24 protein-coding genes and 2 pseudogenes are annotated in these 26,618 nt (G+C 69.4%); 22 read left to right on the top strand and 4 right to left on the bottom strand.

Going from position 1 to position 26,618, the window contains the following annotated elements; genetic code table 11:
* The first annotated feature begins 232 nt into the window (after positions 1-232).
* The 5 genes from SMIR_RS09520 to ftsH all read left to right on the top strand — a co-directional run bounded on the left by SMIR_RS09520 (position 233) and on the right by ftsH (position 8,183).
* On the top strand, positions 233-1,570 hold the full coding sequence (locus tag SMIR_RS09520) for an ammonium transporter (RefSeq protein ID WP_168495943.1): 1,338 nt from the start codon (positions 233-235) through the stop codon (positions 1,568-1,570).
* Positions 1,567-1,905 (top strand): P-II family nitrogen regulator, encoded by a 339-nt coding sequence (locus SMIR_RS09515; protein ID WP_054235369.1) that lies wholly within the window; start codon positions 1,567-1,569, stop codon positions 1,903-1,905. The genes SMIR_RS09520 and SMIR_RS09515 overlap by 4 nt, the downstream gene beginning before the upstream one ends.
* Positions 1,906-1,931: 26 nt before the next feature.
* Entirely contained in the window at positions 1,932-4,382 is a 2,451-nt protein-coding gene (locus SMIR_RS09510) for a [protein-PII] uridylyltransferase (RefSeq protein WP_168495945.1), read from the top strand.
* Positions 4,383-4,544: 162 nt separating this feature from the next.
* Positions 4,545-6,098: a signal recognition particle protein gene (ffh, locus tag SMIR_RS09505; RefSeq protein WP_168495947.1), complete on the top strand. Its 1,554-nt coding sequence runs from the start codon at positions 4,545-4,547 to the stop codon at positions 6,096-6,098.
* Between the two features lie 147 nt (positions 6,099-6,245).
* The gene (ftsH, locus tag SMIR_RS09500; RefSeq protein WP_168495949.1) at positions 6,246-8,183 is read left to right on the top strand and encodes an ATP-dependent zinc metalloprotease FtsH; all 1,938 of its coding nucleotides are present in this window, start codon (positions 6,246-6,248) and stop codon (positions 8,181-8,183) included.
* Between the two features lie 17 nt (positions 8,184-8,200).
* Here ftsH and SMIR_RS09495 read toward each other — a convergent pair whose 3' ends face one another.
* Positions 8,201-9,028 (bottom strand): class I SAM-dependent methyltransferase, encoded by an 828-nt coding sequence (locus tag SMIR_RS09495; RefSeq protein WP_168495951.1) that lies wholly within the window; start codon positions 9,026-9,028, stop codon positions 8,201-8,203.
* Positions 9,029-9,227: 199 nt separating this feature from the next.
* Here SMIR_RS09495 and proS point away from each other — a divergent pair, with 199 nt between their 5' ends.
* From proS to SMIR_RS09415, 16 genes and pseudogenes are all read left to right on the top strand, one after another.
* On the top strand, positions 9,228-10,643 hold the full coding sequence (gene proS / locus SMIR_RS09490) for a proline--tRNA ligase (RefSeq protein ID WP_168495953.1): 1,416 nt from the start codon (positions 9,228-9,230) through the stop codon (positions 10,641-10,643).
* 251 nt (positions 10,644-10,894) lie between these two features.
* Positions 10,895-11,491, top strand: a complete 597-nt coding sequence (locus SMIR_RS09485) for a hypothetical protein (protein ID WP_054235363.1) — start codon at positions 10,895-10,897, stop codon at positions 11,489-11,491.
* A 308-nt stretch (positions 11,492-11,799) separates the two neighbouring features.
* The gene (rpsP, locus tag SMIR_RS09480; RefSeq protein WP_060901212.1) at positions 11,800-12,228 is read left to right on the top strand and encodes a 30S ribosomal protein S16; all 429 of its coding nucleotides are present in this window, start codon (positions 11,800-11,802) and stop codon (positions 12,226-12,228) included.
* 2 nt (positions 12,229-12,230) lie between these two features.
* A complete protein-coding gene (locus SMIR_RS09475) occupies positions 12,231-12,470 on the top strand; it encodes an RNA-binding protein (protein WP_005479813.1) in 240 nt (79 codons plus the stop codon).
* A 107-nt stretch (positions 12,471-12,577) separates the two neighbouring features.
* Positions 12,578-13,165: a ribosome maturation factor RimM gene (rimM, locus tag SMIR_RS09470; protein ID WP_168495955.1), complete on the top strand. Its 588-nt coding sequence runs from the start codon at positions 12,578-12,580 to the stop codon at positions 13,163-13,165.
* Positions 13,165-13,986: a tRNA (guanosine(37)-N1)-methyltransferase TrmD gene (gene trmD, locus SMIR_RS09465; RefSeq protein ID WP_168495957.1), complete on the top strand. Its 822-nt coding sequence runs from the start codon at positions 13,165-13,167 to the stop codon at positions 13,984-13,986. Before rimM ends, trmD begins: the two co-directional genes overlap by 1 nt.
* A 131-nt stretch (positions 13,987-14,117) precedes the next feature.
* Positions 14,118-14,468 carry a 50S ribosomal protein L19 gene (gene rplS, locus SMIR_RS09460; protein ID WP_054235359.1) on the top strand — a complete coding sequence of 117 codons (351 nt, stop codon included), beginning with the start codon at positions 14,118-14,120 and terminating at the stop codon, positions 14,466-14,468.
* Between the two features lie 45 nt (positions 14,469-14,513).
* Positions 14,514-15,230, top strand: coding sequence for a signal peptidase I (gene lepB / locus SMIR_RS09455; RefSeq protein ID WP_168495959.1), 717 nt, complete (start codon positions 14,514-14,516; stop codon positions 15,228-15,230).
* Positions 15,223-16,305 carry a signal peptidase I gene (gene lepB, locus SMIR_RS09450; protein ID WP_168495961.1) on the top strand — a complete coding sequence of 361 codons (1,083 nt, stop codon included), beginning with the start codon at positions 15,223-15,225 and terminating at the stop codon, positions 16,303-16,305. Before lepB (SMIR_RS09455) ends, lepB (SMIR_RS09450) begins: the two co-directional genes overlap by 8 nt.
* Positions 16,190-17,140 carry a signal peptidase I gene (lepB, locus tag SMIR_RS09445; RefSeq protein ID WP_212726877.1) on the top strand — a complete coding sequence of 317 codons (951 nt, stop codon included), beginning with the start codon at positions 16,190-16,192 and terminating at the stop codon, positions 17,138-17,140. Before lepB (SMIR_RS09450) ends, lepB (SMIR_RS09445) begins: the two co-directional genes overlap by 116 nt.
* An 80-nt stretch (positions 17,141-17,220) precedes the next feature.
* Positions 17,221-17,964, top strand: coding sequence for a signal peptidase I (gene lepB / locus SMIR_RS09440; RefSeq protein ID WP_168495965.1), 744 nt, complete (start codon positions 17,221-17,223; stop codon positions 17,962-17,964).
* Positions 17,954-18,484 (top strand): NUDIX hydrolase, encoded by a 531-nt coding sequence (locus SMIR_RS09435; RefSeq protein ID WP_168495967.1) that lies wholly within the window; start codon positions 17,954-17,956, stop codon positions 18,482-18,484. Before lepB (SMIR_RS09440) ends, SMIR_RS09435 begins: the two co-directional genes overlap by 11 nt.
* Before the next feature lie 55 nt (positions 18,485-18,539).
* Positions 18,540-18,848 (top strand): DUF2469 domain-containing protein, encoded by a 309-nt coding sequence (locus tag SMIR_RS09430; protein WP_003965949.1) that lies wholly within the window; start codon positions 18,540-18,542, stop codon positions 18,846-18,848.
* Positions 18,849-18,993: 145 nt separating this feature from the next.
* Positions 18,994-19,365, top strand: a complete 372-nt coding sequence (locus tag SMIR_RS09425) for a YraN family protein (RefSeq protein WP_168495969.1) — start codon at positions 18,994-18,996, stop codon at positions 19,363-19,365.
* Complete coding sequence (locus SMIR_RS09420; RefSeq protein ID WP_212726876.1) at positions 19,365-20,990, top strand: YifB family Mg chelatase-like AAA ATPase; 1,626 nt, start codon at positions 19,365-19,367, stop codon at positions 20,988-20,990. Before SMIR_RS09425 ends, SMIR_RS09420 begins: the two co-directional genes overlap by 1 nt.
* A pseudogene (locus SMIR_RS09415) lies at positions 20,987-21,658 on the top strand (DNA-processing protein DprA); the annotation flags it as partial. The gene SMIR_RS09420 and the pseudogene SMIR_RS09415, both read left to right, overlap by 4 nt.
* A gap of 199 nt (positions 21,659-21,857) precedes the next feature.
* On the opposite strand, the gene SMIR_RS09410 reads toward SMIR_RS09415, so the two are convergent.
* The 3 genes from SMIR_RS09410 to SMIR_RS09400 all read right to left on the bottom strand — a co-directional run bounded on the left by SMIR_RS09410 (position 21,858) and on the right by SMIR_RS09400 (position 26,010).
* Positions 21,858-22,379: a DUF6262 family protein gene (locus SMIR_RS09410; RefSeq protein ID WP_212726875.1), complete on the bottom strand. Its 522-nt coding sequence runs from the start codon at positions 22,377-22,379 to the stop codon at positions 21,858-21,860.
* Complete coding sequence (locus tag SMIR_RS43410; RefSeq protein ID WP_249938407.1) at positions 22,376-24,586, bottom strand: tyrosine-type recombinase/integrase; 2,211 nt, start codon at positions 24,584-24,586, stop codon at positions 22,376-22,378. Before SMIR_RS43410 ends, SMIR_RS09410 begins: the two co-directional genes overlap by 4 nt.
* 263 nt (positions 24,587-24,849) lie before the next feature.
* Positions 24,850-26,010 carry a tyrosine-type recombinase/integrase gene (locus SMIR_RS09400; protein WP_249938406.1) on the bottom strand — a complete coding sequence of 387 codons (1,161 nt, stop codon included), beginning with the start codon at positions 26,008-26,010 and terminating at the stop codon, positions 24,850-24,852.
* Between the two features lie 131 nt (positions 26,011-26,141).
* Between SMIR_RS09400 and SMIR_RS09395 the strand changes: the two are divergent.
* Positions 26,142-26,603, top strand: a pseudogene (locus tag SMIR_RS09395) (DNA-processing protein DprA); the annotation flags it as partial.
* Between the last annotated feature and the right edge of the window lie 15 nt (positions 26,604-26,618).

Raw genomic sequence — 26,618 nt, 5'->3', positions numbered from 1 at the left:
GGCCGGTTTGTTTGCCTTCTGGGAAGGTTGCGCCACGATAACGATCGCTCCGCCCGGTATCAGCCAGTTCATGGAGGCGTAACACACGAGGTGCCTTCGTCACTGCGGCGAAACATCGAGGGGCGTCGACGGAAACCGCGCTGCGTCAATCTCATGGCGCATAACCGGCCCACCCCTCATGACCGCTCAGGCTTCGCCCGCACGGGGCCGTACCAACGACGAGGAGACGCCGATGGCACCAGCCATCACGCTAGCCGCAGAAGCTCCCAAGCTCTCGGCCGCCAACACCGGGTTCATGCTCATCGCTTCCGCCCTGGTGCTGATCATGACCCCCGGCCTCGCCTTCTTCTACGGAGGCATGGTCCGTGTCAAGAGCACCCTGAACATGCTGATGATGAGCTTCATCAGCATGGGGATCATCACGATCCTGTGGGTGCTGTACGGCTTCTCGCTCGCCTTCGGCACGGACAAGGGTTCGTTCATCGGCTGGACCTCGGACTGGGTCGGCCTCAGCAACATCGGCCTGACGGAGCTGTGGCCGGGCTACACCATCCCGATCTTCGTCTTCATGGTCTTCCAGCTGATGTTCGCCATCATCACGCCCGCGCTGATAAGCGGTGCGCTGGCGGACCGGGTGAAGTTCACGGCGTGGTCGCTGTTCATCGCGCTGTGGGCCACGGTCGTCTACTTCCCGGTCGCCCACTGGGTCTGGGGCACCGGCGGCTGGGCATTCGACCTCGGCGTGATCGACTTCGCCGGTGGTACGGCGGTCCACATCAACGCGGGTGCCGCGGCGCTCGGCGTGATCCTGGTCATCGGCAAGCGCGTCGGCTTCAAGAAGGACCCGATGCGTCCGCACAGCCTCCCGCTGGTGATGCTCGGCTCCGGTCTGCTGTGGTTCGGCTGGTTCGGATTCAACGCCGGTTCGTGGCTCGGTAACGACGACGGCGTCGGCGCGCTGATGTTCGTCAACACGCAGGTCGCCACCGCGGCCGCCATGCTGGCCTGGCTCATCTACGAGAAGATCCGCCACGGCGCGTTCACCACGCTGGGCGCCGCCTCCGGCGCGGTCGCCGGTCTGGTCGCCATCACCCCGTCCGGTGGCGCGGTCTCCCCGCTCGGCGCGATCGCCGTCGGTGCCATCGCCGGTGTCGTGTGCGCCATGGCCGTCGGCCTCAAGTACAAGTTCGGCTACGACGACTCCCTCGACGTGGTCGGCGTGCACCTCGTCGGCGGTGTCATCGGCTCCCTGCTGATCGGCTTCTTCGCCAGCGGCAAGGGCCAGTCCACCGTCGAGGGCCTCTTCTACGGCGGCGGCCTCACCCAGTTCTGGAAGCAGTGCGCCGGTGTCTTCGCCGTCCTCGGCTACTCCCTGGTCGTCTCCGCGATCCTCGCCTTCATCATCGACAAGACGATGGGCATGCGGGTCACCGAGGACGAGGAGATCGCCGGCATCGACCAGGCGGAGCACGCCGAGACCGCATACGACTTCAGTGGAGCGGGCGGCGGCATCGTCGGCGGCTCGGTTTCCGCCCTCGCGGGTACGGAGAGCAAGAAGGTGGACGCATGAAGCTCATCACCGCCGTCGTGAAGCCCCACCGGCTCGACGAGATCAAGGAGGCCCTGCAGGCCTTCGGGGTGCACGGTCTCACGGTCACGGAGGCCAGCGGCTACGGTCGGCAGCGGGGACACACCGAGGTCTACCGTGGTGCCGAGTACACCGTCGACCTGGTCCCCAAGATCCGTATCGAGGTGCTGGCCGAGGACGACGATGCCGAACAGCTGATCGACGTCGTCGTGAAGGCGGCCCGCACCGGCAAGATCGGTGACGGCAAGGTGTGGTCCATCCCGGTCGAGACGGCCGTCCGGGTCCGGACCGGCGAGCGCGGCCCGGACGCGCTCTAAACAAAGAAAAGAACAGGAGCCACTGGGTGACGAGTACGGGCATGCGTACGGAAGCAGAGGACTCGGGACCCAGCGGCTACGCGGCGGCCCGGCTGCGCCTCCTCCAGGAGGGGGCGCAGTCCGGGCCGCCGCGCCGTGCTGCCCTCGCCGAACTCACGGACGAGTGGCTGACCGGCTTGTTCAGCGCCGGCGCCGAGGGTCTGCGCGGCGTCTCACTCGTCGCCGTCGGCGGCTACGGCCGCGGCGAACTCTCCCCACGCAGCGATCTCGACCTGCTGCTCCTGCACGACGGCGCAGACTCCAGCGCGGTCGCCGCCCTCGCCGACCGCATCTGGTACCCCATCTGGGACCTCGGCCTGGCCCTCGACCACTCGGTGCGTACGCCCGGGGAGGCACGCAAGACCGCGGGCGGGGACCTCAAGGTGCAGCTCGGCCTGCTGGACGCCCGCCACATCGCGGGCGACCTCGGCCTCACCGCCGGATTGCGTACGGCCGTCCTCGCCGACTGGCGCAACCAGGCGCCGAAACGTCTCCCCGAACTCCAGGAGCTGTGCGCCGAGCGCGCCGAGCGCCAGGGCGAGCTGCAGTACCTCCTGGAACCGGACCTGAAGGAGGCTCGCGGCGGCCTGCGCGACGCCACCGCCCTGCGTGCCGTCGCCGCCTCCTGGCTCGCGGACGCGCCCCGTGAGGGCCTCGCGGACGCCCGTCGCAGGCTCCTGGACGTCCGTGACGCCCTCCACCTGACCACCGGCCGCGCCACCGACCGCCTCGCGCTCCAGGAGCAGGACCAGGTAGCCGCCGAACTCGGACTCCTGGACGCCGACACCCTCCTGCGCCAGGTGTACGAGGCCGCGCGCGTCGTGTCGTACGCCAGCGACGTCACCTGGCGCGAGGTGGGGCGCGTGCTCAAGTCGCGCGCGGTGCGGCCACGGCTGCGCGCCATGCTCGGCGGCGGTGCCAAGCCCGCCGTGGAGCGCTCACCGCTCGCCGAGGGTGTGGTCGAGATGGACGGCGAGGTGGTACTCGCCCGCGCCGCGCGCCCCGAGCGCGACCCCGTACTCCCGCTGCGTGCCGCGGCCGCCGCCGCGCAGGCCGGGCTCCCGCTCTCCCTGCACGCCGTACGGCGCATGGCCGCCGTCGCGCGTCCACTGCCCACACCCTGGCCCGCCGAGGCCCGGGAACAGCTCGTCACGCTGCTCGGCTCGGGCCGCCCGACCATCGAGGTCTGGGAGGCACTGGAGGCCGAGGGCCTGATCACCCGGCTCCTGCCGGACTGGGAGCGGGTGCGCTGCCGCCCGCAGCGCAACGCCGTACACATCTGGACCGTCGACCGCCATCTCATCGAGACGGCCGTCCGCGCATCCGAACTGGCCCGCCGCGTGGGCCGCCCCGACCTCCTGCTCGTCTCCGCCCTGCTGCACGACATCGGCAAGGGCTGGCCCGGCGACCACTCCGTCGCCGGCGAGATCATCGCCCGGGACGTGGCCGCCCGCATCGGCTTCGACCGCGCCGACGTGGCGGTGCTCGCCACCCTCGTACGCCACCACCTGCTGCTCATCGACACCGCGACCCGACGCGACCTGGAGGACCCGGCGACCGTCCGGTCGGTCGCCGAGGCCGTCGGATCGCAGGGCACCCTCGAACTGCTGCACGCTCTCACCGAGGCGGACGCGCTGGCCACCGGGCCCGCGGCCTGGTCCTCCTGGCGCGGATCCCTCGTCGCCGACCTGGTCAAACGGGTCGCCGCCGTACTCGCCGGAGACGCCCCCGACGAGCCGGAGGCCGCCGCGCCCACCGCCGAGCAGGAGCGGCTCGCCATCGAGGCGTTCCGCACCGGCGGCCCCGTACTGGCACTGCGCGCGCAGACCGAACCGCCCACCGAGGAGGAGCCCACCGGCGATCCAGAGCCCCTGGGCGTGGAACTGCTCATCGCCGTACCCGACCAGCCCGGAGTGCTCCCCGCGGTCGCCGGTGTCCTCGCGATGCACCGCCTGACGGTGCGCACGGCCGAGCTGCGCGCCCTGGACCTGCCCGACGGCGTCGAGGGCTCGGTGCTGCTGCTCAACTGGCGGGTCGCCGCCGAGTACGGCTCCCTGCCGCAGGCCGCCCGGCTGCGCGCCGACCTCGTGCGCGCCCTGGACGGCTCCCTGGACATCGCGGCCCGGCTCGCCGAGCGCGACGCCGCCTACCCGCGCCGCCGGGGCACGATCGCGCCGCCGCCCCGGGTGACGGTCGCCTCAGCCGCCTCCCGCCACGCGACGGTCATCGAGGTCCGCGCCCACGACGCTCCCGGTCTGTTGCACCGCATCGGCCGGGCCCTGGAGGAGGCGAGCGTATGGGTGCGCAGCATGCATGTCTCCACCCTCGGCGCCAACGCCGTGGACGCCTTCTACGTGACCGGCCCCAAGGGTGCGCCCCTGCCGGCGGAGGAGGCGGTCTCGGTGGCGCGTGGGCTGGAGGAGATGCTGCGGGGATGACCTCGTGGCAGATGCCGCGGGAGTGACCTCGCGGTCTTCTCTCCGTCCATCGAGTGCGGTCCCTGTCGGGTATTCACACCGGGCAGGGGCCACCAACCCTTTTCGGGCAGATACCCTGGAGGGCAACCCAAACCGCCCCCGACTCCGAGGACCGACGCCACCGTGTTCGATACCCTCTCAGACCGCCTGAGCGCGACTTTCAAAAACCTCCGCGGGAAAGGCCGGCTCTCCGAGGCGGACATCGACGCCACGGCCCGCGAGATCCGCATCGCGCTCCTCGAAGCCGATGTGGCCCTGCCGGTCGTGCGGACCTTCATCAAGAACGTCAAGGAGCGCGCCCTCGGCTCCGAGGTCTCCAAGGCGCTGAACCCTGCCCAGCAGGTCCTGAAGATCGTGAACGACGAGCTCGTCACGATCCTCGGCGGCGAGACCCGCCGCCTGCGGTTCGCCAAGAACCCGCCCACCGTGATCATGCTCGCGGGTCTGCAGGGTGCCGGTAAGACCACGCTCGCCGGAAAGCTCGGCAAGTGGCTCAAGGACCAGGGCCACTCCCCGCTGCTGGTCGCCGCCGACCTGCAGCGCCCGAACGCCGTGAACCAGCTCAGCGTCGTCGCCGAGCGCGCCGGTGTGGCCGTCTACGCTCCCGAGCCGGGCAACGGCGTCGGTGACCCGGTCAAGGTCGCCAAGGACTCCATGGAGTTCGCGAAGACCAAGGTCCACGACATCGTGATCGTGGACACCGCCGGCCGCCTCGGCATCGACCAGGAGATGATGAAGCAGGCCGCGGACATCCGCGACGTCGTCTCCCCGGACGAGATCCTCTTCGTCGTCGACGCGATGATCGGCCAGGACGCGGTCAACACCGCCGAGGCCTTCCGTGACGGCGTCGGCTTCGACGGCGTCGTCCTGTCGAAGCTCGACGGTGACGCCCGCGGTGGTGCCGCGCTCTCCATCGCCTCGGTCACCGGCAAGCCGATCATGTTCGCGTCGAACGGCGAGAAGCTCGACGACTTCGACGCCTTCCACCCGGACCGGATGGCCTCCCGCATCCTCGACATGGGTGACCTGCTCACCCTGATCGAGCAGGCGGAGAAGACGTTCAGCCAAGAAGAGGCCGAGAAGATGGCCTCCAAGCTGGCGTCCAAGAAGGGCCAGGACTTCACCCTGGACGACTTCCTGGCCCAGATGGAGCAGGTCAGGAAGATGGGCAGCATCAGCAAGCTGCTCGGCATGCTCCCGGGCATGGGCCAGATCAAGGACCAGATCAACAACCTCGACGAGCGCGACGTCGACCGCACGGCCGCCATCATCAAGTCGATGACGCCGGGCGAGCGCCAGGAGCCGACGATCATCAACGGCTCGCGCCGCGCCCGTATCGCCAAGGGCTCGGGTGTCGAGGTCAGCGCGGTCAAGAACCTGGTCGAGCGCTTCTTCGAGGCCCGCAAGATGATGTCCCGCATGGCCCAGGGCGGCGGCATGCCCGGGATGCCCGGGATGCCGGGCATGGGTGGCGGCCCCGGCCGCGCCAAGAAGAAGCAGAAGGTGGCCAAGGGCAAGCAGCGTTCCGGCAACCCGATGAAGCGCAAGCAGCAGGAGGAAGAGGCCGCGGCGCGCCGTGAGGCCGGTGCTCAGCCGGGCGGCGCCTTCGGTCTGCCGGCCGGGCAGCAGGCCGAGGACTTCGAGCTGCCGGACGAGTTCAAGAAGTTCATGGGCTGACGGTTCGTTTCCGTACGGGTCTTCCGTACAAGGCCTTCCGTACGGGGTCGTTCTCGTACGCCACTGGGGGCGCCCCTCGCTGGAGGGGCGCCCCCAGTGGCATTTTCTGCGCATGCTGGCGAGTATTTCGTGTCGTAACGTCCTAATATGAGCAACCCTGTGCCGCCGCGCAAGGACCCTGACCAGCCGTGGCGTACCGAGGGAACGCCACCGGACTCGACCGGTCCGCCCTCCGGCCGAAGGAAGATGCCCGGTGGCTGGATCGGCCTCGTCGTCGCCGTCCTGGTCGTGTTCGTGATCGCCCTTCTGGTGCTGTCCTTCTTCAACGAGGGCACCGAGCCGACGATCTCGTACACGGAGTTCAGCAAGCAGGTCGACAACGACAACATCACCAAGATCTACTCCAAGGGCGACGCGATCCAGGGCCAGCTCAAGACGGCCCAGGCCAATCCGGACGGCGGCGCGAAGTACACCAAGTTCAAGACCCAGCGCCCGTCCTTCGCGGACGACAAGCTCTGGCAGAACCTGGAGACGCACCACGTCACGGTGACCGCCTCACCGGTGGTCCAGCAGCGCAGCTTCCTCTCCAACCTGCTGATCTCCCTGGCCCCGATCGTGATCCTGGTACTGCTGTGGATGTTCTTCGCCCGGCGGCTGCGGGCGGGCATCGGCGGCCCGGGCGGCATGCTCGGCCGCAAGGCGCCCCCGAAACCGGTCGAACTGCAGCCCGGCGCCCAGCGCACGACCTTCGCCGACGTGGCCGGAATCGACGAGGTCGAGGGCGAACTGAACGACATCGTCGACTTCCTCAAGAATCCGGACGCGTACCGCAGGATGGGCGCGAAGATGCCGCGCGGTGTGCTCCTCGCGGGTGCGCCCGGCACGGGAAAGACCCTGCTCGCGCGTGCCGTGGCGGGGGAGGCGGGCGTTCCGTTCTTCTCGGCCTCGGCATCGGAGTTCATCGAGATGATCGTGGGCGTGGGTGCGTCCCGGGTCCGGGAACTCTTCGCCGAGGCCCGAAAAGTGGCCCCTTCGATCATCTTCATCGATGAGATCGACACCATCGGGCGGTCCCGGGCCGGCGGCTCGGCGATGGGCGGCCACGACGAGCGCGAGCAGACCCTGAACCAGATCCTCACCGAGATGGACGGCTTCTCGGGCTTCGAGGGCGTCATCGTCATCGCGGCGACGAACCGTGCGGACATCCTGGACCCGGCGCTGACCCGCCCCGGCCGCTTCGACCGGATCGTCAACGTCGCGCCCCCCGACCGCCGTGGCCGTGAGGCGATCCTGCGGATCCACACCCGCAAGATCCCGCTGTCCCCGGAAGTGGACCTGGCCCAGGTGGCCCGCACGACGCCGGGCATGACCGGTGCGGATCTGGCCAACCTCGCCAACGAGGCGGCGCTGCTCGCCGTCAAGCGCAAGCAGGACGAGGTGGCGCCGCCGGACCTCTCCGAGGCGCTGGAGAAGGTGCAGCTCGGTGCGGAGCGTTCCCTGGTGATGCCCTACGAGGAGCGCCGCCGGACCGCGTACCACGAGAGCGGCCACGCCCTTCTCGGCATGCTGCAGCCAGGTGCCGACCCGGTTCGCAAGATCACCATCGTCCCGCGCGGGCGCGCGCTGGGCGTCACGCTCTCGACACCGGACACCGACCGGTACTCGTACACCGAGGAGTACCTGCGCGGTCGGATTATCGGTGCCCTGGGGGGCATGGCCGCCGAACACGTCGTCTACGGAGTCGTCACGACCGGCTCCGAGAACGACCTCGAGCAGGTCACCAACGTCGTTCGCGGCATGGTCGCCCGCTGGGGCATGAGCGAGCGGGTCGGCCGCCTCTCCGCCCTCCCGAACGACGCCCAGCAGGCCTACGGCCTCGCCGCCGCGCCCGCCACCCTCGACGCCATCGACCACGAGATGCGGCGCATCGTCGACGAGTGCTACGAGGAGGCGTGCCAGAAGCTCCGCGACCACCGGGACCAACTGAACGCCCTCGCGGAGGCCCTCCTCGCGAACGAGACGCTGGAGGAGGCACAGGCATACCGGATCGCCGGCGTGACGCGCGTGAAGAAGGAGGAGGCGTGAGGCAGTTCCCCGCGCCCTCAGCCCGTGCGCGCGATCAGGTACCGGAACACGTTCGGCATCCACACCGTGCCGTCCGCGCGCTGATACGGATGCAGCGCCTCCGTCAGCTCCTTGCCGACCTGCACCACATCCGTCGCACCGACCGCCGCGTCGAACAGCCCGGTCGACAACAACCCCCGCACCGCGCTCTCCACGTCCGCGTACCCGAAGGGACACGCCACCCGCCCGGACCCGTCCGGCCGGAGCCCGGCCCGCTCGGCGACCTCCTCCAGGTCGTCCCGGCGAGGAGCCTGCCCGCACCCCTCGCCCGGCAGCACCGCGGACGTGGCACACCGCTCGGGCGGCCCCCATCCGACCAGCACCACGGCCGCCCCCCGCTCGGCAAGCGGAGTGGCTGCCGACAGCAGCTCCCCGAGTTCCTCGGCGTCCCCCGGCGCGCACCCGATCGGCTCGAACGCGGTCACCAGCGTGTACGCGACCGCCGCCGGGTCGACGAGGTCCGAGGGGGACCCCTCCACGATCCGGGCGTCGGCACGCGCGCGTGTGCCCCACCCGTCCGGCAGTAACCGTTCCCGCGCGAGTGCCACGCGTTCGGGCGAAGAGGAGTCGACGCCGGTCACCGCCGCTCCCCGGGAGGCCGCCATCAGAAGGGCCAGCCCCGTACCGCACCGCAGGCCGAGGACCCGTGTCCCGGCGCCCACTTCCAGCCGCTCGTAGACGGCTTCGTAGAGCGGCACCAGCATCCGCTCCTGGATCTCGGCCCAGTCACGCGCGCGTGCACACGGATCCACCCGGGGCGGCGCGGCCGCGTGAGGTAGGTGATGCCGCACGAGCGTAGGTGTCATCGAAAGCGCCCCAATCCGCCGAGAGTTGCCGCTGCGCCCCGTTTCCCTTGCCCCCGTGCAGTGCGCTCGCTCTTCCCCCGTATGTCAGGTAACTCCGCACTCGTCGCGCCGTCCAGGGGTTGTGGCGCGCTGCTTGCGCGCTGTCCGCGCGCGGCACAAGAATTCACATGCCCGCAACGTGTGCCCGTACCATCGCGCCATGGCAAAGGCACCCGTTCTCACCCCCCAGGCGGACGACTTCCCGCGCTGGTACCAGGATCTGATCGCCAAGGCCGAGCTGGCCGACAACGGACCGGTGCGCGGCTCCATGGTCATCCGACCGTACGGGTACGGGCTGTGGGAGCGGATGCAGGCGGAGATGGACGCCCGCATCAAGGAGACGGGTACCCAGAACGCGTACTTCCCGTTGCTGATCCCGCAGTCGTACCTCACCAAGGAGGCCGACCACGTCGAGGGCTTCGCACCGGAGCTCGCGGTGGTCACGCACGGCGGCGGCAAGGAGCTCGAGGAGCCCGTGGTTGTTCGCCCCACCTCCGAGATGATCATCAACGACTACTTCTCGAAGTGGGTGCAGAGCTACCGCGACCTGCCGCTTCTGATCAACCAGTGGGCGAACGTGGTCCGTTGGGAGCTGCGGCCCCGCCTCTTCCTGCGCACGTCCGAGTTCCTCTGGCAGGAGGGCCACACCGCGCACGCCACGTACGAGGACGCCCGCGACTTCGCCGCGCACATCCACCGCCAGGTGTACGAGGACTTCATGCTGAACGTTCTCGGCATGGATGTCGTCCCCGGCCGCAAGACCGCCAAGGAGCGCTTCGCGGGTGCCATCAACACCCTCACGCTCGAAGGCATGATGGGCGACGGCAAGGCCCTCCAGATGGCCACCAGCCATGAGCTGGGCCAGAACTTCGCCAAGGCCTTCAACACCCAGTACCTGTCGAAGGAAGGCAAGCAGGAGCTGGTCTGGCAGACCTCCTGGGGCTCGACGACCCGCATGATCGGCGCCCTGGTGATGATGCACGGCGACGACAACGGACTGCGCGTCCCGCCGCGGCTCGCGCAGATCCAGGCCGTCGTCCTCGCGATCAAGGGCGACGATGCGGTTCTGGCCAAGGTCCGCGAAATCGGCGACCGGTTGAAGGGGGCGGGTGTACGCGTCCACGTGGACGACCGCACCGACGTCCCGTTCGGGCGGCGCGCCGTCGACTGGGAGCTCAAGGGCGTCCCCGTCCGCGTCGAGGTCGGGCCCCGTGACCTGGAGAACGGCACCGCGATGCTGGTTCGCCGTATCCCCGGCGGCAAGGAGCCGGTCGCCATCGACGCTCTGGTGGAACTTCTCCCCACCGTCCTCGAAGAGGACCAGGCGCTGCTTCTGAAGCAGTCGCGTGAGCGCCGGGAGTCCCGCACTTCGGAGGTGTCGACGATCCAGGAGGCCGTCGAGACGGCCGCCGCCGGCGGCTGGGCGCGCATTCCGTGGGCCGACCTCGGGGAAGAGGGCGAGGCCGAGCTCGCCGAGCACTCCGTGTCCGTACGGTGTCTGGTCGCCGAGGACGGGTCGGTGCCCGACACCGACGACGCACCCGGTAACGTCGCGGTCGTCGCGCGCGCTTACTGAGTAGGCCGCCAGCGAGGCCGAAACGCCTCTTGCGCATCTGATGACCACAGGGGCCCCGGCGTGCGGACACCGTCTACGCGCCGGGGCGTACGCGTTACTACGTACCAGCTTGGTGTGAGCTGTGAGGCTTCTCCGCAGATCAGCGCACCCGCCCTCGTCCGGACGCATCAGCGGCAACTGACGGGTACGTGCAAATTATTTGGGATGCCCCGGAATAGGAACACAGAGGCCCCCCGGCTCGTTGTCATTACGTGAGCACGACACCACCTGTTCTCGCCGCAGAGCTGGCAGGGGCGTGGGCCGACATTCAGCGGCACCACCCCGAACTGCCCGATCTTGCCGCGCCAGAGTCCCTGATCGGAGAGTCGTCGTCCGCCTGCGGGCACGAACTCTCCTTCGAACGACTGCTGCATGAGGCAGTCCATGGCATCGCAGCCGCCCGCGGAGTCCGCGACACTTCGCGCGCCGGCCGGTACCACAACCGCAGATTCCTCGCCATCGCCGAAGAGCTGGGCCTCGACCACCCGGAGGAACCGCACCCCAGCAGTGGCTTCTCCCTGGTCACGCTCAACCCCGAGGCGAAGCGGCGCTACCGCCCGACGATCGAGCGGCTGCAGCGCGCCCTCAAGGCACACACCGCCGCGACCGCCGCGGACACGGCCCGCTCGTTCCGGGGCCCGGCCGCCCGGCACGGCTCCTCCGGGGGAGGCGTCCGCGTCAAGGCGGTCTGCGACTGCGGCCGCAACGTACGGGTCGTCCCGTCCGTGCTGGCGCAGGCGCCGATCGTGTGCGGAGGATGCGGGAAACCGTTCCGCATCCCCGAGGTCGTGGGCGCCGCGGCGAGCTGAGCGGACGGCTGCTCGTGGCAGCCGTACTCAGTCGGAGTCAGCCCCGCACGGCGGCACCCGGTCCGAGCCGGGCGCGCTGCCGACCTCGGCGGTGACCCCCGGTGCCGTGCATCCGGCGCCGGGGGTCACCGCACGCTGCCCCGTGAAGGCGACCCGCCAGGGTGTGGCACAATGGCTAGCTGTACTCGACAGCCGCACAGGACCCCTCTCTCCTCCGGCTGACGCGTCCATCGGGCACTCGGGTACCGCAACCCCACGCGGCCATCTCGCCGTGCCCAACCACGTCAAGACCAGGAGACACCACTTCCGTGGCAGTCAAGATCAAGCTGAAGCGTCTGGGCAAGATCCGTTCGCCTCACTACCGCATCGTCGTCGCCGACTCCCGTACCCGCCGTGATGGTCGGGCCATCGAGGAGATCGGTCTGTACCACCCGGTGCAGAACCCCTCGCGCATCGAGGTCGACTCGGACCGTGCGCAGTACTGGCTGGGTGTCGGCGCGCAGCCGACCGAGCCCGTTCTCGCCATCCTGAAGCTGACCGGCGACTGGCAGAAGTTCAAGGGCGAGCCCGCCCCTGCTCCGCTGCTCGTTGCCGAGCCGAAGGCGACGCGCCCGTCGTTCGACGCCCTGGGCGGCGACGACGAGGGCAAGGGTGAGGCCATCACCCAGAAGAAGAAGGCTGAGAAGAAGGACGAGGCCCCGGCCGCGTCTTCTTCGTCTGAGTCGACCGAGGCCTGAGCATGCTCGAGGAGGCTCTCGAGCACCTCGTGAAGGGCATTGTCGACAACCCCGACGATGTGCAGGTCGCTTCGCGCGACCTGCGCCGTGGGCGCGTTCTCGAGGTCCGGGTGCACCCCGACGACCTCGGCAAGGTGATCGGCCGCAACGGCCGTACCGCCCGCGCTCTGCGGACCGTCGTGGGTGCCATCGGCGGCCGAGGTGTCCGCGTCGACCTCGTCGACGTGGACCACGTCCGCTGACGTAACAGGCAGCACCGGCTCGGGCCGGGGAGGGCTTTCGAGCCGTCCCCGGCCCGTAGTCGTCTACGAACCCATGCCGTAGGCACATCGACAGGAGATCAAGCACAGTGCAGCTGGTAGTCGCTCGCGTCGGCCGCGCCCACGGCATCAAGGGCGAGGTCACCGTGGAGGTCCGTACGGACGAGCCGGAACTCAGGCTCGGGCCCGGCGCCGTCCTGCTCACCGATCCGGCCTCCGTCGGACCGCTGACCATCGAGACCGGCCGGGTGCACAGCGGCCGTCTGCTGCTGCGCTTCGCAGGCGTACGCGACCGGAACGCCGCCGAGGCGCTGCGCAACACCCTCCTGATCGCCGAGGTGGACCCGGACCAGCAGCCCGAGGACCCGGACGAGTACTACGACCACCAGTTGATGGACCTGGACGTGGTCACCAAGGACGGGGTGGAGGTCGGGCGGATCACGGAGATCTCCCACCTGCCCTCGCAGGACCTGTTCGTGGTCGAGCGGCCCGACGGGAGTGAGGTCATGATCCCGTTCGTCGAGGAGATCGTCACCGAGATCGACCTGGAGGAGCAGCGGGCCGTCATCGACCCGCCGCCGGGCCTGATCGACGACCGGGCGGAAATCGTCTCCTCCAGGGACACGGAGAACGCCTCCGTCAAGGACGACGAGGACTCCTCGGGGGCAGACGTCTGATGCGGCTCGACGTCGTCACGATCTTCCCCGAGTACCTGGAACCCCTCAACGTCTCGCTCGTCGGCAAGGCACGCGCGCGTGGGCAGCTGAATGTGCATGTGCATGATCTTCGGGAGTGGACGTACGACCGCCACAACACGGTCGACGACACCCCGTACGGTGGTGGCCCCGGCATGGTGATGAAGACCGAGCCCTGGGGGGACGCCCTGGACTCCGTCCTGGCCGACGGCTACGAGACCGGCTCGCATGGGCCCGTCCTGGTCGTGCCCACGCCGAGCGGACGCCCCTTCACCCAGGAACTCGCCGTCGAGCTCTCCGAGCGCCCCTGGCTGGTCTTCACGCCCGCCCGCTACGAGGGCATCGACCGTAGGGTCATCGACGAATACGCGACCCGGATGCCTGTCTACGAGGTGTCCATCGGCGACTATGTACTCGCCGGCGGAGAGGCCGCCGTACTCGTCGTCACGGAGGCCGTGGCGCGACTGCTGCCGGGTGTTCTCGGCAACGCCGAGTCCCACCGGGACGACTCGTTCGCCCCCGGCGCCATGGCCAACCTCCTGGAGGGGCCCGTCTACACCAAGCCCCCGGCGTGGCGCGGCCGTGAGATCCCCGGAGTGCTGGTCAGCGGCCACCACGGGAAGATCGCCCGCTGGCGCCGCGACGAGGCCCTGCGTCGTACGGCGGCGAACCGGCCCGACCTCATCGAGCGTTGCGACCCTTCCGCCTTCGACAAGAAGGACCGTGAAATGCTCTCGATCCTGGGCTGGCAGCCGGAACCCGGTGGTCGATTTTGGCGCAGACCAGAGGCCGTGGAAGAATAGGCCGCTGTTGTCTGCGTAGACCGGGCGCCCCTGCCACAGGGGGACACGACGTCCGCCCCGACGCGGCAGCACCCTCTTGGAAAACTAGCTCCCGTTGATGACCTGTGGCATCAGCGAAGAAAGCAGACGAAATGTCTCACCTGCTCGACTCCGTCGACAGCGCGTCGCTGCGCAGCGACATCCCGGCCTTCCGCCCGGGTGACACCGTCAACGTCCACGTCCGCGTCATCGAGGGCAACCGCTCCCGTGTGCAGCAGTTCAAGGGCGTAGTCATCCGCCGTCAGGGCGCCGGTGTCCGCGAGACCTTCACGGTCCGCAAGGTCTCCTTCTCGGTCGGCGTCGAGCGTACCTTCCCGGTGCACACCCCGATCGTCGAGAAGATCGAGCTCGTCACCCGTGGTGACGTGCGTCGCGCGAAGCTGTACTACCTGCGTGACCTGCGCGGCAAGGCCGCGAAGATCAAGGAGAAGCGCGACAACTGAGCTCGCGAAGGGGTTCACATGGACGCCGGATAACATCTGGCTCCGATGGACACCGAAGCACAGCACACGGAGCGCGACCGCTCCTCCCGCCCCACTGAGTCCGAGGACATCTCGGACGCCGAGGGGCCGGAGGGACGGTCGCGTTTCGCGTTGGTGGCCCGGGCCGCGGACCGGATCCCAGGTGGGCGGATCACTCTGACCGCGCTGGTCTGCCTGCTGTTCCTGGTGCTGTTCAGCAACTTTGTGATGCAGCCGTTCGAGATTCCCAGCAGCTCGATGGAGCGGGGATTGAGGATCGGGGACCGCGTTCTCGTAAATAAGTTGGCGTACCGTTTTGGTGCCGAGCCGCGGCGGGGCGATGTCGTCGTGTTCGACGGCACTGGGTATTTCGGGAACGCCGACTACGTCAAACGCGTCGTCGGTGTGGGGGGAGACCACGTGGTCTGCTGCGACAAGCAGGGGAGGCTCGAGGTGAACGGCCGGTCGGTCGACGAGTCGACGTTTCTGTATCCGGGGGACAGCCCGTCCGACGTCTCCTTCGACGTCGCGGTGCCCACCGGCAGCCTGTTCCTCCTCGGTGACCACCGCAGCGACTCGAGCGACTCCCGCGACCACTTGGGGTCTCCCGGCGGCGGCATGATCCCCGTCGGTGACGTGATCGGCCGGGCCGACTGGATCGCGTGGCCCGCGGGCCACTGGACCCGGCTGGAGCGTGCCGCCGCCTACGCGCGTGTGCCCACCGCGGACGGCGCCCATGGGTAACCGTGGCAGGCCGCGTGGGGTCTCCGACCATGCCGCCGACAACCTGCTGCCCACCGGTACCCGGCGCGCCGCCGGCGGCGCCGCCCGGCCCGGCCGTGCCGAGCGCCGCAAGCTCCAGCGAAAGGTCAAGCGGCGCCGACGGCGCTCCGCGATCAAGGAGATACCCCTCCTCGTGGGCGTCGCGGTGCTCATAGCCCTGGTCCTCAAGACCTTCCTCGTCCAGGCCTTCGTGATCCCGTCGGGCTCCATGGAGAACACGATCCAGATCGGCGACCGTGTGCTCGTCGACAAGTTCACGCCATGGTTCGGCTCCAAGCCCCAGCGCGGCGACGTCGTCGTCTTCAAGGACCCCGGCAACTGGCTGGCCGGGGAGAAGACCACCAAGAAGAACGACCCCGTCGTCGTCAAGCAGGTCAAAGAGGGGCTGACGGCCATCGGTCTGCTGCCCTCCGACAACGACAAGGACCTCATCAAGCGGGTCGTCGCGGTCGGCGGCGACACCGTGAAGTGCTGCGACACCCAGGGGCGCGTGACCGTCAACGGCATGCCGCTCGACGAGCCGTACATCCAGGCCGGGAACAAGCCGTCGGACTTCGCCTTCGAAGAGACCGTGCCCAAGGGCCGTCTCTGGGTGATGGGCGACCACCGGGCCAACTCCGCCGACTCCCGCTACCACCGCACCGAGAAATACGGCGGTACCGTCTCCGAGAGCTCGGTCGTCGGTAGAGCCATGGTCATCGCCTGGCCCTTCGGGCACTGGGCCCGTCTGAAGGAACCGGACACGTTCGCGTCCGTACCGAGCGGGTCGGCAACCGCTCTCGGCGCGTCGCATAGGGTGGCGTCCGCGGATCTCAATCGATTGATCCCGCTCCCGAGCCCTGCGGAACTCCCGCTCGTTATGGGAGTGGTGGGCCTGCGCCGGATCCGGCGCAGGCGGCGGCACGGAGTGAGGAGTGGATGTGGGGGATTTGGCGGTCGGCGCACGATCCGGACACGATGGCCCCGAGGAGCAGCCGGAGCGACCCGACGGATCGGCCACCCCGGCCACGAACGACGTCACTGGTTCCGGGAGTGACTCCGGGGACGGTGGCGGCGGTACGAAGGAGCAGGGCGAGCAGGAGCCGAAGCCCAAGAAGCCGCGTTCCTTCTGGAAGGAGCTCCCGCTCCTCATCGGTATCGCGCTCGTTCTCGCGCTGCTGATCAAGACCTTCCTGGTCCAGGCGTTCTCGATTCCCTCGGACTCGATGCAGAACACCCTTCAGCAGGGCGACCGGGTCCTGGTCGACAAGCTCACCCCGTGGTTCGGTTCGGAGCCCTCGCGCGGCGAGGTGGTCGTCTTCCACGACCCCGACAACTGGCTGGCGGGTGAGCCCACGCCCAACCCGAATGCCGTGCAGACGTTCCTCAGCAAGATCGGCCTGATGCCGTCCGCCAACGAGAAGGACCTCATCAAGCGGGTCATCGGTGTCGCCGGTGACACGATCGAGTGCAAGGGCAGCGGCCCGGTGAAGGTCAACGGCAAGGCCCTGAACGAGGACTCGTACGTCTACACCGGAAACACCCCGTGCAGCGTCGACGACCAGGGCGGCCAGTTCAAGGTGACGGTACCCAAGGGCAAAATCTGGGTCATGGGTGACCACCGGCAGAACTCGCTGGATTCGCGCTATCACCAGCAGGACGATCACCAGGGCTTCGTGCCGGTGGGCAATGTCGTCGGCCGCGCCATCGTGATCGCCTGGCCGCCCACCCGCTGGGACACGCTGCCGATTCCCGACACCTTCGACCAGAACCTCAGCGCGGCCGCTCCGGGCGCGCTCGGACTCGCCAGCGCGGTGCCGCTGGTGCTGTGGCGCAGGCGTCGCCTTACCGCCGGAAACCCGAGGGTTTCTGGTCGGGGTACCGCCGGGTAGGGTGCCGTCCCAGATCGCCGATCTTCCGCGGCCCACAGGTCGGGCCGTGGGATCGATTCTCCGAGTTGGGGAGCACTGGGATGAGCAGGACATCAGGTCGTACGGACGAGGGCCGCGGGCGGCTCGGCAGCGTGCTGTCGGGGCTGGCCGTGGCCCTCGGCTGTGTGCTCTTTCTCGGCGGCTTCGCCTGGGGTGCGATCGAATACCAGCCGTACACCGTGCCGACCGAGTCGATGGTGCCGACCATCAAGGCGGGCGACCGCATTCTGGCCCAGCGGATCGACGGCAGTGACGTCAAGCGCGGCGACGTCATCGTCTTCAAGCAGAAGAGCTGGGGCGACATGCTCCTCGTCAAGCGGGTGGTCGCGGTCGGCGGTGACACGGTCGCGTGCTGCACGAACGGCAAGCTGACCGTCAACGGCAAGCAGGTCGACGAACCGTATCTCCCCAAGGGCCAGGCCGCAGAGTCGAGCCAGATCCCGACCGTCGCGGTACCCAAGGACCGGCTCTTCCTGCTCGGCGACGAGCGCAGTGGCTCACTGGACTCCACGGCCCACCTCACCGAGGCCTTCAACGGCACCGTCGCGCGCAGTGCGGTGAAGGCCCGTGTGGACGCCATCGCCTGGCCGATGAACGGCATGCTGGCGCGCCCCACGGGCTTCGAGAAGCTGGGCGGGATCTCGTCGCCCGGGCCGCTGCGGCTGGTCCTGACCGCCATCGTGGTCGGGGCGGTGCTGGTGCTGGGCGGGGCGGCGTACGGGCCGATCGCCAAGCGGCTGAGCCGGCGCGGCCGGACGCGGACGGAGCTCGCCGGTGCCGCCTGAGGCATCGGACGGGGGTTCGGTCGAGAACTCCAGCGGCGGCGGGCCCCGGAAGGTGGCCCGGGTCGTGCTGCTCGACGCGGAGGACCGCATTCTGCTGCTGCACGGTCACGAGCCGGACGATCCGGCGGACGACTGGTGGTTCACGCCCGGCGGGGGCCTCGAGGGCGACGAGACGCGCGAGGAGGCCGCGCTGCGGGAACTCGTGGAGGAGACCGGCATCACCGAGGTCGAGCTGGGCCCGGTGCTGTGGCAGCGGAGCTGCTCGTTCCCGTTCGCGGGGCGGCGCTGGGACCAGGACGAGTGGTACTTCCTGGCCCGTACGACCCAGAAGGGAACCGTCGCCGCCGGGCTGACGGAGCTGGAACGGCGCAGTGTCGCCGGAGCACGTTGGTGGACGTGCCGGGAACTGACCGAGGCACATGAGACGGTGTATCCGACCAGGCTCGCCGGGCTGCTGCGCAGGCTGCTCGACGAGGGTCCTCCGGCCAGGCCCGAGATCCTCGACACCGAAATCGTCTAGAGGCTCGCGGGGCTGGCGCACAATAGGGGGACGCACGGCTGAAGGGGAACATGCCATGAGCGCCGAGGACCTCGAGAAGTACGAGACCGAGATGGAGCTGAAGCTCTATCGGGAGTACCGCGATGTCGTCGGTCTGTTCAAATATGTGATCGAGACCGAACGGCGCTTCTACCTCACCAACGACTACGAGATGCAGGTGCACTCGGTCCAGGGCGAGGTGTTCTTCGAGGTGTCCATGGCGGATGCCTGGGTGTGGGACATGTACCGACCTGCCCGTTTCGTGAAGCAGGTGCGTGTCCTTACGTTCAAGGACGTGAATATCGAGGAGCTGAACAAGAGCGATCTGGAACTGCCGGGCGGCTGATGACGGGTGGCCGATGGCAGGCGGCTGACGACGGACCAGGACCCCTCGTGTGGGTGAGGGAGTTGTCCACAGTCGGCCGCTTGTCCACCAAGATCCAATAGCCGGTCGAAGTGGCCTCAGTGTTGGCGCCGGAGGTGGTGCCGACATGAACACACCCGAGGCACGCAACGCACTGGGCAAGTACGGCGAGGATCTGGCCGCACGGCGGCTGACCGAGACCGGGATGACGGTCCTGGCGCGCAACTGGCGCGGCGGCAGGACCGGCGAGATCGACATCGTGGCCCGGGACGGCGACGCGCTCGTCGTCTGCGAGGTCAAGACGCGCAAGTCGGGAGCCTTCGAGCACCCGATGGCGGCCGTCACTCCGGCCAAGGCACAGCGCCTGCGCGGCCTGGCCGAACGCTGGCTCCAGGAACACGGCGGGGCACCACCCGGCGGCGTCCGCATCGATCTGATCGGCGTCGTCCTCCCCGAACGCGGCGCCCCCGTGGTCGAGCACGCCCGGGGGGTGGCCTGATGGGATTCGCGCGCACCTGTGCGGTGGCCCTCGTGGGCGTCGAGGGCGTGGTCGTCGAGGTCCAGGCGGACCTGGAGCCGGGCGTCGCGGCCTTCACCCTGGTCGGCCTGCCCGACAAGAGCCTGACCGAGAGCAAGGACCGGGTCCGGGCGGCGGTGGTGAACTCCGGTTCGGCGTGGCCCCAGAAGAAGCTCACGGTCGGCCTGAGCCCGGCATCCGTACCCAAGGGCGGCAGCGGTTTCGACCTGGCCGTCGCCTGTGCGGTGCTGGGAGCCGCCGAGCGCATCGATCCCCGGGTGCTCTCCGACATCGTGATGATCGGCGAGCTGGGCCTCGACGGACGCGTAAGGCCGGTGCGGGGCGTGCTGCCCGCGGTCCTGGCCGCCGCGGACGCAGGGTACGAGCAGGTGGTGGTGCCCGAGTGCGCGGCGGCCGAGGCCTCGCTCGTACCGGGGATCTCGGTGCTCGGGGTGCGCAGTCTGCGCCAGCTGATCGCGGTGCTCACGGACGAGCCGGTGCCCGAGGAGGATCCGGACCAGCAGGGGCGACCGGATCCGCTGGTGGCGGGACTGCGGATGCCGGGCACGGGCGCCGCCACCGGCATGCACGGCATGGGCGCGGCCCAGCACGACCACGGTCACGACCTCGCCGACGTCGTGGGCCAGCACGCGGCGCGGACCGCCGTGGAGGTCGCGGGGGCGGGCGGCCACCACCTTTTCCTGGAAGGCCCCCCGGGAGCGGGCAAGACGATGCTCGCCGAGCGGCTGCCGGCCATCCTGCCACGGCTCACCAGGGGCGAATCCCTGGAGGTCACCGCCGTCCACTCGGTCGCCGGCCTGCTGCCACCGGGCAAACCCCTGGTCGACATCGCTCCCTACTGCGCCCCGCACCACTCGGCGACCATGCAGGCCCTCGTCGGCGGCGGCCAGGGAATCGCACGGCCGGGCGCGGTGTCCCTGGCTCACCGCGGAGTACTCTTTCTGGACGAAACGCCCGAATTTGGCAGCCAGGCCCTCGACGCGCTGCGCCAGCCCCCGGAGGCGGGGCATGTGGTGATCGCGCGCAGCACGGGGGTGGTGCGGTTTCCGGCGCGGTTCCTGATGGTGCTCGCGGCTAACCCCTGTCCCTGCGGCCGTTTCTCGCAGCGGGACGACCTGTGCGAGTGCCCGCCCTCCATGATCCGCCGTTACCAGGCCAGGCTCTCCGGACCGCTGCTCGACCGCGTCGACCTGCGGGTCGAGGTGGACCGCGTCACCCGCTCCGAGCTGACCGGGCGCGGTGCGCGGGGCGAATCCACCGAGACGGTCGCCGACCGGGTGCGGGCGGCCAGGGAGCGGGCCGCCGCGCGACTGGTGGGCACTCCCTGGCGGACGAACAGCGAAGTGCCGGGACGAGAGCTGCGCAGCCGCTGGTACGCGTCCCCGGGCGCGATGGACGAGGCGGAGCGGAGCCTGGAGCGGGGTGCCCTGACCGCCCGCGGCCTCGACCGGGTGCTGCGTGTCGCCTGGACCGTCGCGGACCTGGTGGGACACGACCGGCCCGGCGCGACGGACGTCGCCCTCGCCCTGCAACTGCGCACCGGCGTCCCCCGTGGGGTGCCGATGGCGATCGGCGCGCTGTCGTGAGCCAGGAGGACGAGAGGCTTCAGCGGGCCTTCCTCGCGCGGGTGATCGAACCGGGCGACGAGGTCTGCGGGCGCTGGCTCCGTGCGGTCGGTGCCGCGGAGGCGGTCCGGCGGCTCGTCGCGGGCGGGGAGCGACCACGGGGAGTGACGGACCAGCGCTGGACGGGACTGCGGGCCAGGGCGGAGCGGGCGGATCCGGAGCGGGACCTCGCGGTGGCGCGGGATGCCGGGACCCGGTTCGTGTGCCCCGGGGACCCCGAGTGGCCGGCGCAACTCGACGACCTCGGCGACACGCGTCCCACCGGCCTGTGGGTACGGGGGCGGCCCAGCCTGCGGATATGGGCGCTGCGCTCGGTCGCCGTGGTCGGAGCGCGGGCCTGTACCGAGTACGGCGCCCACATGGCGGCCATGCTCGGCGCCGGGCTCGCCGAGCGGGGCTGGGTGGTGGTGTCGGGTGGTGCCTACGGGGTGGACGGCGCCACGCACCGGGGGGCACTCGGGGCGGGCGGCGCCACTGTCGCCGTGCTGGCCTGCGGAGTCGACCGGCCCTATCCGCGCGGACATACCGAGTTGATCACCAGGATCGCCGAACAGGGTCTGGTCGTGGGGGAGTTGCCGCCCGGCGACCATCCCACGCCGAGCAGATTCATCCTCAGGAACCGGGTCATCCAGCCTTCTCTGGGGGTTCCAGCGGATGCCGTGCCTGTGAAGCTCACATTGGTGCAGCTCAACGCTGGTGTGGAAGAGCCTAGCCATTGCAACAGGTGTGGTGCTATCCCCGGATCGGGTGATCCTGATGTGGTGCCTGAACGCGGTGGTGGCCCCGCCGAAGGCGGGGCCACCGAGTCGGAACCGGACTGACACTTGGTCAGCCTGGCTGGGGTTGGTTCAGGGCTCGCGTGAGTTCTCGGTTCGCGGCCCGCGCGGCTTCCAGTTCCTCTGTTCGCTCCTCCAACTCGCCGCGAGTGTCGACGAGTTCTTGTTCCAGCAGGGTGACGCGCCGCTGGAGGTCGTCGATGTCGGTAGGCGCCCCGAGTCCGGACGCCTCCCAGACTCGCTCGCCGAGCTCGGTCGATAGACGCTTCTCGAGCTGCCGAACTCGTGCGGCCAGGCGTTTGTTGCGCTCCAGGGCGTTGGCGAGGTCGGTCTGGAGCGAGACTCTGCTGACGGCTGCCACTCTGCCTTCCTCAACCGGAGTGCTGGCAGCGACGTGGACGCGTTCGAGCAGGTCGCGGTGGCGATAGAGGAAGGTCCGGTCGACGCGAGCGGCTCTGGCAAGCCCGGAGACCGTGAGGTCGCCCCCACTCTTCACGGCCGCATCCAGGGCCTTGAGGACCCGTTCCCGACGCCGGGCCGAGTCGGCCTTCTTCCCCTCGATCATGGATGTCATGCAGCGGACCCTCCTCCGCGGTAGTCGGGCAGCTCCGGCCGCACTCGGGGCATGCCGAGTGAGACGACTCGTCGGCTGCGGCGGAGCACGGTGACGGCTTCCTCGATCTGCATTCTGTCTTCCTCGGTGAGTTCCTCGAGTTGCTCCTTGACGCGTTTGACCAGGCGGCGGATGCGCGTGATCTCCTCGTCGGACGGCATCGCCTCGGCCTTTGCCCAGGAGTCGGCGGCGAAGGCCGCCAGCCGTTCCCGGCCGCGGAGGAGATCGGCGAGGTATGCCTCCAGGTCGGGGAGGTAGGACACATCGGTGCGGAAGTGTTCGCAGCCGACGCAGCGGAACCGGACGACGCAGTCCTCGCCGCCGGCGGCGACGTTGCTCGGCTCGGTGCAGAGCCCGTAGGGAACCTGTACTTCGCCGACGCCCCGGCGGGCGTGCTCGGACTCCAGTAGGGTCTCGGCCTGACGCCAGATCCGGTTGCCCTTCCGGTCGAACTGCATGACGGTGACCCGGTTGACGGCCTCGCGGCGGCGCTTGTCACTGACCCGGTAGTACCGCTGCGTCGTGTCGAGCCGCCGGTGATCCATCAAAACTCTGAGCACGTCAGGCGCCACGTTCTTGTCCGCGTGGCGCTGGGCGTAGGTGTGCCGGTAGGCGTAGAGGTAGATCTTCGACTTCTCGAAGGGCAGCATCTTCTTGACCCGTTTGCCGTCCTCCTCCACGACGACGGGGACGAAGAACTCCGGCAGGGAAGAGACCCACGCTCGGTGGACGTCGCCGACCCAGGCGCTGCTGATGGCCTTGGTGCCGTCCGGGTTGGCCACCGGCGAGGGCAGGAGGGCGAGCTCCTTGTGCGGGGTGTTGGGGAACCGCGCGAGGGTCCGTTTCTGCTGGGCGATGATCAAGGCAGCGGTCGCCTCGGCAATCGGAAGACGGCGGTCCTTGCGCAGGGATTTGTGGTTGTCGTAGATCAGCTCTGGATTGCCGTCTCCGTCCCGTCCCAGGCACTCCAGGTGCAGGGAGGCGATTTCGTCGGGGCGGCGGCCGGTGTCGATGAGGAGTTCGGTCGCCGTCCGGCTGAGCCGGTGACCGTCCGGGTCGAGACTGTCCAGGTGCTGGCAGAGCTGGCGCATCACCTCGACCGGGAGGTCGTGGCCGGCGTCGTCGTCCTCGTCGCACTCGGGCACGTCCTCCTCTCGGAGGGCGAAGTTGTCTGGGAGGCCGTGCAGGGGCTGTCCGGGCTGGGTCAGCCCCAGGGTCCTCATGCGGATGAGCAAGCGCCGGACGTTGCGCGCGTCCCAGTACCGATGCAAGGCCGAGATCTCGCCTTGGAGTTGGAGGAACAGCAGACGGTTGAGGAAGAGAACAATGTCGTCCCTGCCCAGGAGGCGTGGATCGCGACCGTCGTCGTCCCGGTTCAGGCGCAGGCTCTTGGAGAGCATGGCGATGGAGTTGATCTGACGCTGCAGGGGAGGGATGGGCTTCCTCCCCCGCCGGCGGGGGAGATCGTCGATCGCCCACTGCTGGAGGGCCTTGCGCAGCCACTGCTGGGAGATGTCCTCGAAGTGGAGAAATCCCCTGCCCAGCCCGAAGGCGGCGCCGTCCCAGGTGTCCTTGTGCCGTTCGGTCTCGGGCGACAAGCCGAAGCGGCCGAGGTGCTTGAGGAAGCCGACTGCCATCCGCTTGCCGCTCATCGTCATCGTTCCGGGATCGAGGTCCTTGATCGAAGGGAGCTGCTGGGAGCGGACGGCATCGACGAGCGGACGAAGTTCCTGATCCTTCTGTTTGACTCCCTTGGCGTTGCGGTCATGCAGGCAGTAGAGAACCTCGGCGATCACCTGGTCGGGCAGACCGCGCAGGCTCACGACGCCGTGCTCGACCACTGCCGGTGCGGTCCGGTGCCAGAGTTCCTCGTCCTCCAGCCGGCCGGTGCGGCGCAAGATGTTGCGTGTCTGGCGGTGCGGCGGGCAGTATTCGCCGTTGCCGCGGTCCCGGTAGCAGGCCGCCACCACGCAGGGCCCGAGGCTCTCGAACGGCTGCAGGCCCGGCAGCAGCAGGAACTCCTCGATCGTCACGCGGTGGATCTTCTGCTGCTGGTAGCAGTGCGCATCGCAGAGGGCGATGCGCGTCGTCCTGCGCGGCCGGGCGCATCCTGGCACCAGGCAGGGCTGGGTGCCGATCGACCGCCAGTTGTGCTTGGCCGTGGCCACGAATTCCTCGAGTGACTGCCCCGACTCCTTCTTTCTCCGGTCGCAGCCTCGGCAAAGGGCCCGCTCACGAGAGGTGTAGGACATCTTGTCGCAGCCCTTAACGGGGCAGATTGGGGCACCAAGGAGCGCGTGGGAGCGCGGGAAGGTGATGATCCGAACGGAAGGATCCCAGCCGATGAGCTGGAGAAACTCCTGCGTCACCTTTCTCATCAGAGCTTCTTCGGGCGCCGGCTCCGGCTCCGGCAGGGCGACAGTCGCTGTGGTCACCGGCCCCCCTCCAGGAACTCGCGCGGCGAGGGAACCCGCTCGACCGCCTCCCGGAGCCTCGACGGCTTGGGGTGCAGATAGGGGCGGGCCGACTCCGGGCTCTTCTGACCCAAGAGGGCCTGCACCTCGTCCAAGCTGCCGCCGGCATCGGCCACGTTGCTGGCCATCGCATGCCGGCCCATGCGCGGCGTGACCACCCGGCCCAGCCCTGCCCGGCGGGACAAGGACTCGCAGAGCTCACCGATCGCATCCGTGGTGATCGGTGAGCCATAGGGCGGGCGGAAGAGATTGACGAGCAGGAAGTCGCTGCCGCCCGAGCCCAGCACCTCGTGCCGTTCCAAGGCGTACTGGTCGAACGCCATCACCACCAGGTGGTCCACCGGCATGGCCCACGACTTCTTGGACTTCGACCAGGCGCCGTTCTCGTTCTGCCGACGCGTGACGTGAACGTGGGCGCCCTCGACCGAGCACCCCAGGGCCCGGGAGTCCATCATCAGATGAGGATCGTTGCGGTGCAGGCCGGCGACCTGACCCGGCCGCAGACCGACACGGGTCAGGAGCAGCAGCGTCAGCCGGTCGCGGGCAGAACGACAGGATAGGAACATCGCCACGACCTCCTCGTCGCTGGCCCGGTCGATGTCCGTCTCCGGCTCCTGGACCCGGTGCCTGGCCCGCATCCGATGGCGCATGCCCCCGCTCTCCGGTCGGGCCGCCGCCGGCAGGTCCACGGCGTCGCCGATCTCGTAGAGCTGTTCCAGCACCCAACCGGGGGCCGCTTTGTTCGCCAACGCATGGAGGAGGAACATCCGCACCGCGGTGAGCACCTTGTTGATCCGGATCTCACCGCGTACCGGCTTGGATCCCGGACCCGGCACCACGACCCGACGTGAACCGCCCCTGCCTGGCGTCCACTTGAGCCAGATCATGAACAGCCCCATGTCTCGGGCCGCGGTCCGCCAGTCGCGCCGGGTGAGCAGGCACCACAGCAGAAACAGGCAGATGCCCTCCGCGTACGCCTTCGTCGTCGTCTCCGCACGACCACGCGCCAAGCGCAGTTCCTGCAGGAAGCGATCCGGCTCCTCGACGACGCCCAAGTCGTCGTCCACGACAGTCCAGTACCGGGTGCCCGACGGGAGCACCACAGGGAATGCACGCACTTCTTCCCCTAACTCCATGACTCGATCTGCACGACCAGCCACAGAGCCACACCCCCCGAGAACTGTCGCAGCACCCTCAACGAGAGGGCCACGCACGACGTCACACCACCGCTGGGGAACCCCCAGAGAACGCCGCGCTCACCCGGGGGACCGTGGTCGTCGAGGCCGCGTACCGCAGTGGCGCGCTGGTCACGGCGCGGGCGGCGCAGCGGCTGGGGCGGTTCGCGATGGGGGTGCCGGGCCCCGTCACCAGCGGGCTGTCGGCCGGGGTGCACGAGCTGCTGCGCGGGGAAGCGGTCCTGGTCACGGACGCCGCGGACGTCGCCGAACTGGTGGGCGACATGGGTGAGCTGGCCCCGGACCGGCGCGGGCCCGTGCTGCCGCGCGACCTGCTGGATCCGGGGGCCGGACGTGTGCTGGCCGCGCTGCCGGCACGCGGTCTGGCGGGGGCGGAGGACATCGCCCGCGGGGCGGGGACCACCACGGACGACGCGGTCGGGAGGCTGTACGAACTCCGATCACTTGGTTTCGTCGAACGACACGGCGACGGCTGGAAGTTGACACGCCAGGCAATGATCTCGGGTCCGCGTTGATCGTCGCGGGTGCTG

This window comes from Streptomyces mirabilis (assembly GCF_018310535.1).
In the GTDB taxonomy this organism is placed as follows: domain Bacteria; phylum Actinomycetota; class Actinomycetes; order Streptomycetales; family Streptomycetaceae; genus Streptomyces.
This window is presented reverse-complemented; position numbering and strand designations above follow the sequence as displayed.

Coding starts and splice junctions, on each gene's coding strand:
- SMIR_RS09520 (WP_168495943.1), top strand. CDS start 233: ATGGCACCAGCCATCACGCTAGCCGCAGAAGCTCCCAAGCTCTCGGCC.
- SMIR_RS09515 (WP_054235369.1), top strand. CDS start 1,567: ATGAAGCTCATCACCGCCGTCGTGAAGCCCCACCGGCTCGACGAGATC.
- ftsH (WP_168495949.1), top strand. CDS start 6,246: ATGAGCAACCCTGTGCCGCCGCGCAAGGACCCTGACCAGCCGTGGCGT.
- SMIR_RS09495 (WP_168495951.1), bottom strand. CDS start 9,028: ATGACACCTACGCTCGTGCGGCATCACCTACCTCACGCGGCCGCGCCG.
- proS (WP_168495953.1), top strand. CDS start 9,228: ATGGCAAAGGCACCCGTTCTCACCCCCCAGGCGGACGACTTCCCGCGC.
- SMIR_RS09475 (WP_005479813.1), top strand. CDS start 12,231: ATGCTCGAGGAGGCTCTCGAGCACCTCGTGAAGGGCATTGTCGACAAC.
- trmD (WP_168495957.1), top strand. CDS start 13,165: ATGCGGCTCGACGTCGTCACGATCTTCCCCGAGTACCTGGAACCCCTC.
- rplS (WP_054235359.1), top strand. CDS start 14,118: ATGTCTCACCTGCTCGACTCCGTCGACAGCGCGTCGCTGCGCAGCGAC.
- lepB (WP_168495959.1), top strand. CDS start 14,514: ATGGACACCGAAGCACAGCACACGGAGCGCGACCGCTCCTCCCGCCCC.
- lepB (WP_168495961.1), top strand. CDS start 15,223: ATGGGTAACCGTGGCAGGCCGCGTGGGGTCTCCGACCATGCCGCCGAC.
- lepB (WP_168495965.1), top strand. CDS start 17,221: ATGAGCAGGACATCAGGTCGTACGGACGAGGGCCGCGGGCGGCTCGGC.
- SMIR_RS09430 (WP_003965949.1), top strand. CDS start 18,540: ATGAGCGCCGAGGACCTCGAGAAGTACGAGACCGAGATGGAGCTGAAG.
- SMIR_RS09425 (WP_168495969.1), top strand. CDS start 18,994: ATGAACACACCCGAGGCACGCAACGCACTGGGCAAGTACGGCGAGGAT.
- SMIR_RS09420 (WP_212726876.1), top strand. CDS start 19,365: ATGGGATTCGCGCGCACCTGTGCGGTGGCCCTCGTGGGCGTCGAGGGC.
- SMIR_RS09410 (WP_212726875.1), bottom strand. CDS start 22,379: ATGACATCCATGATCGAGGGGAAGAAGGCCGACTCGGCCCGGCGTCGG.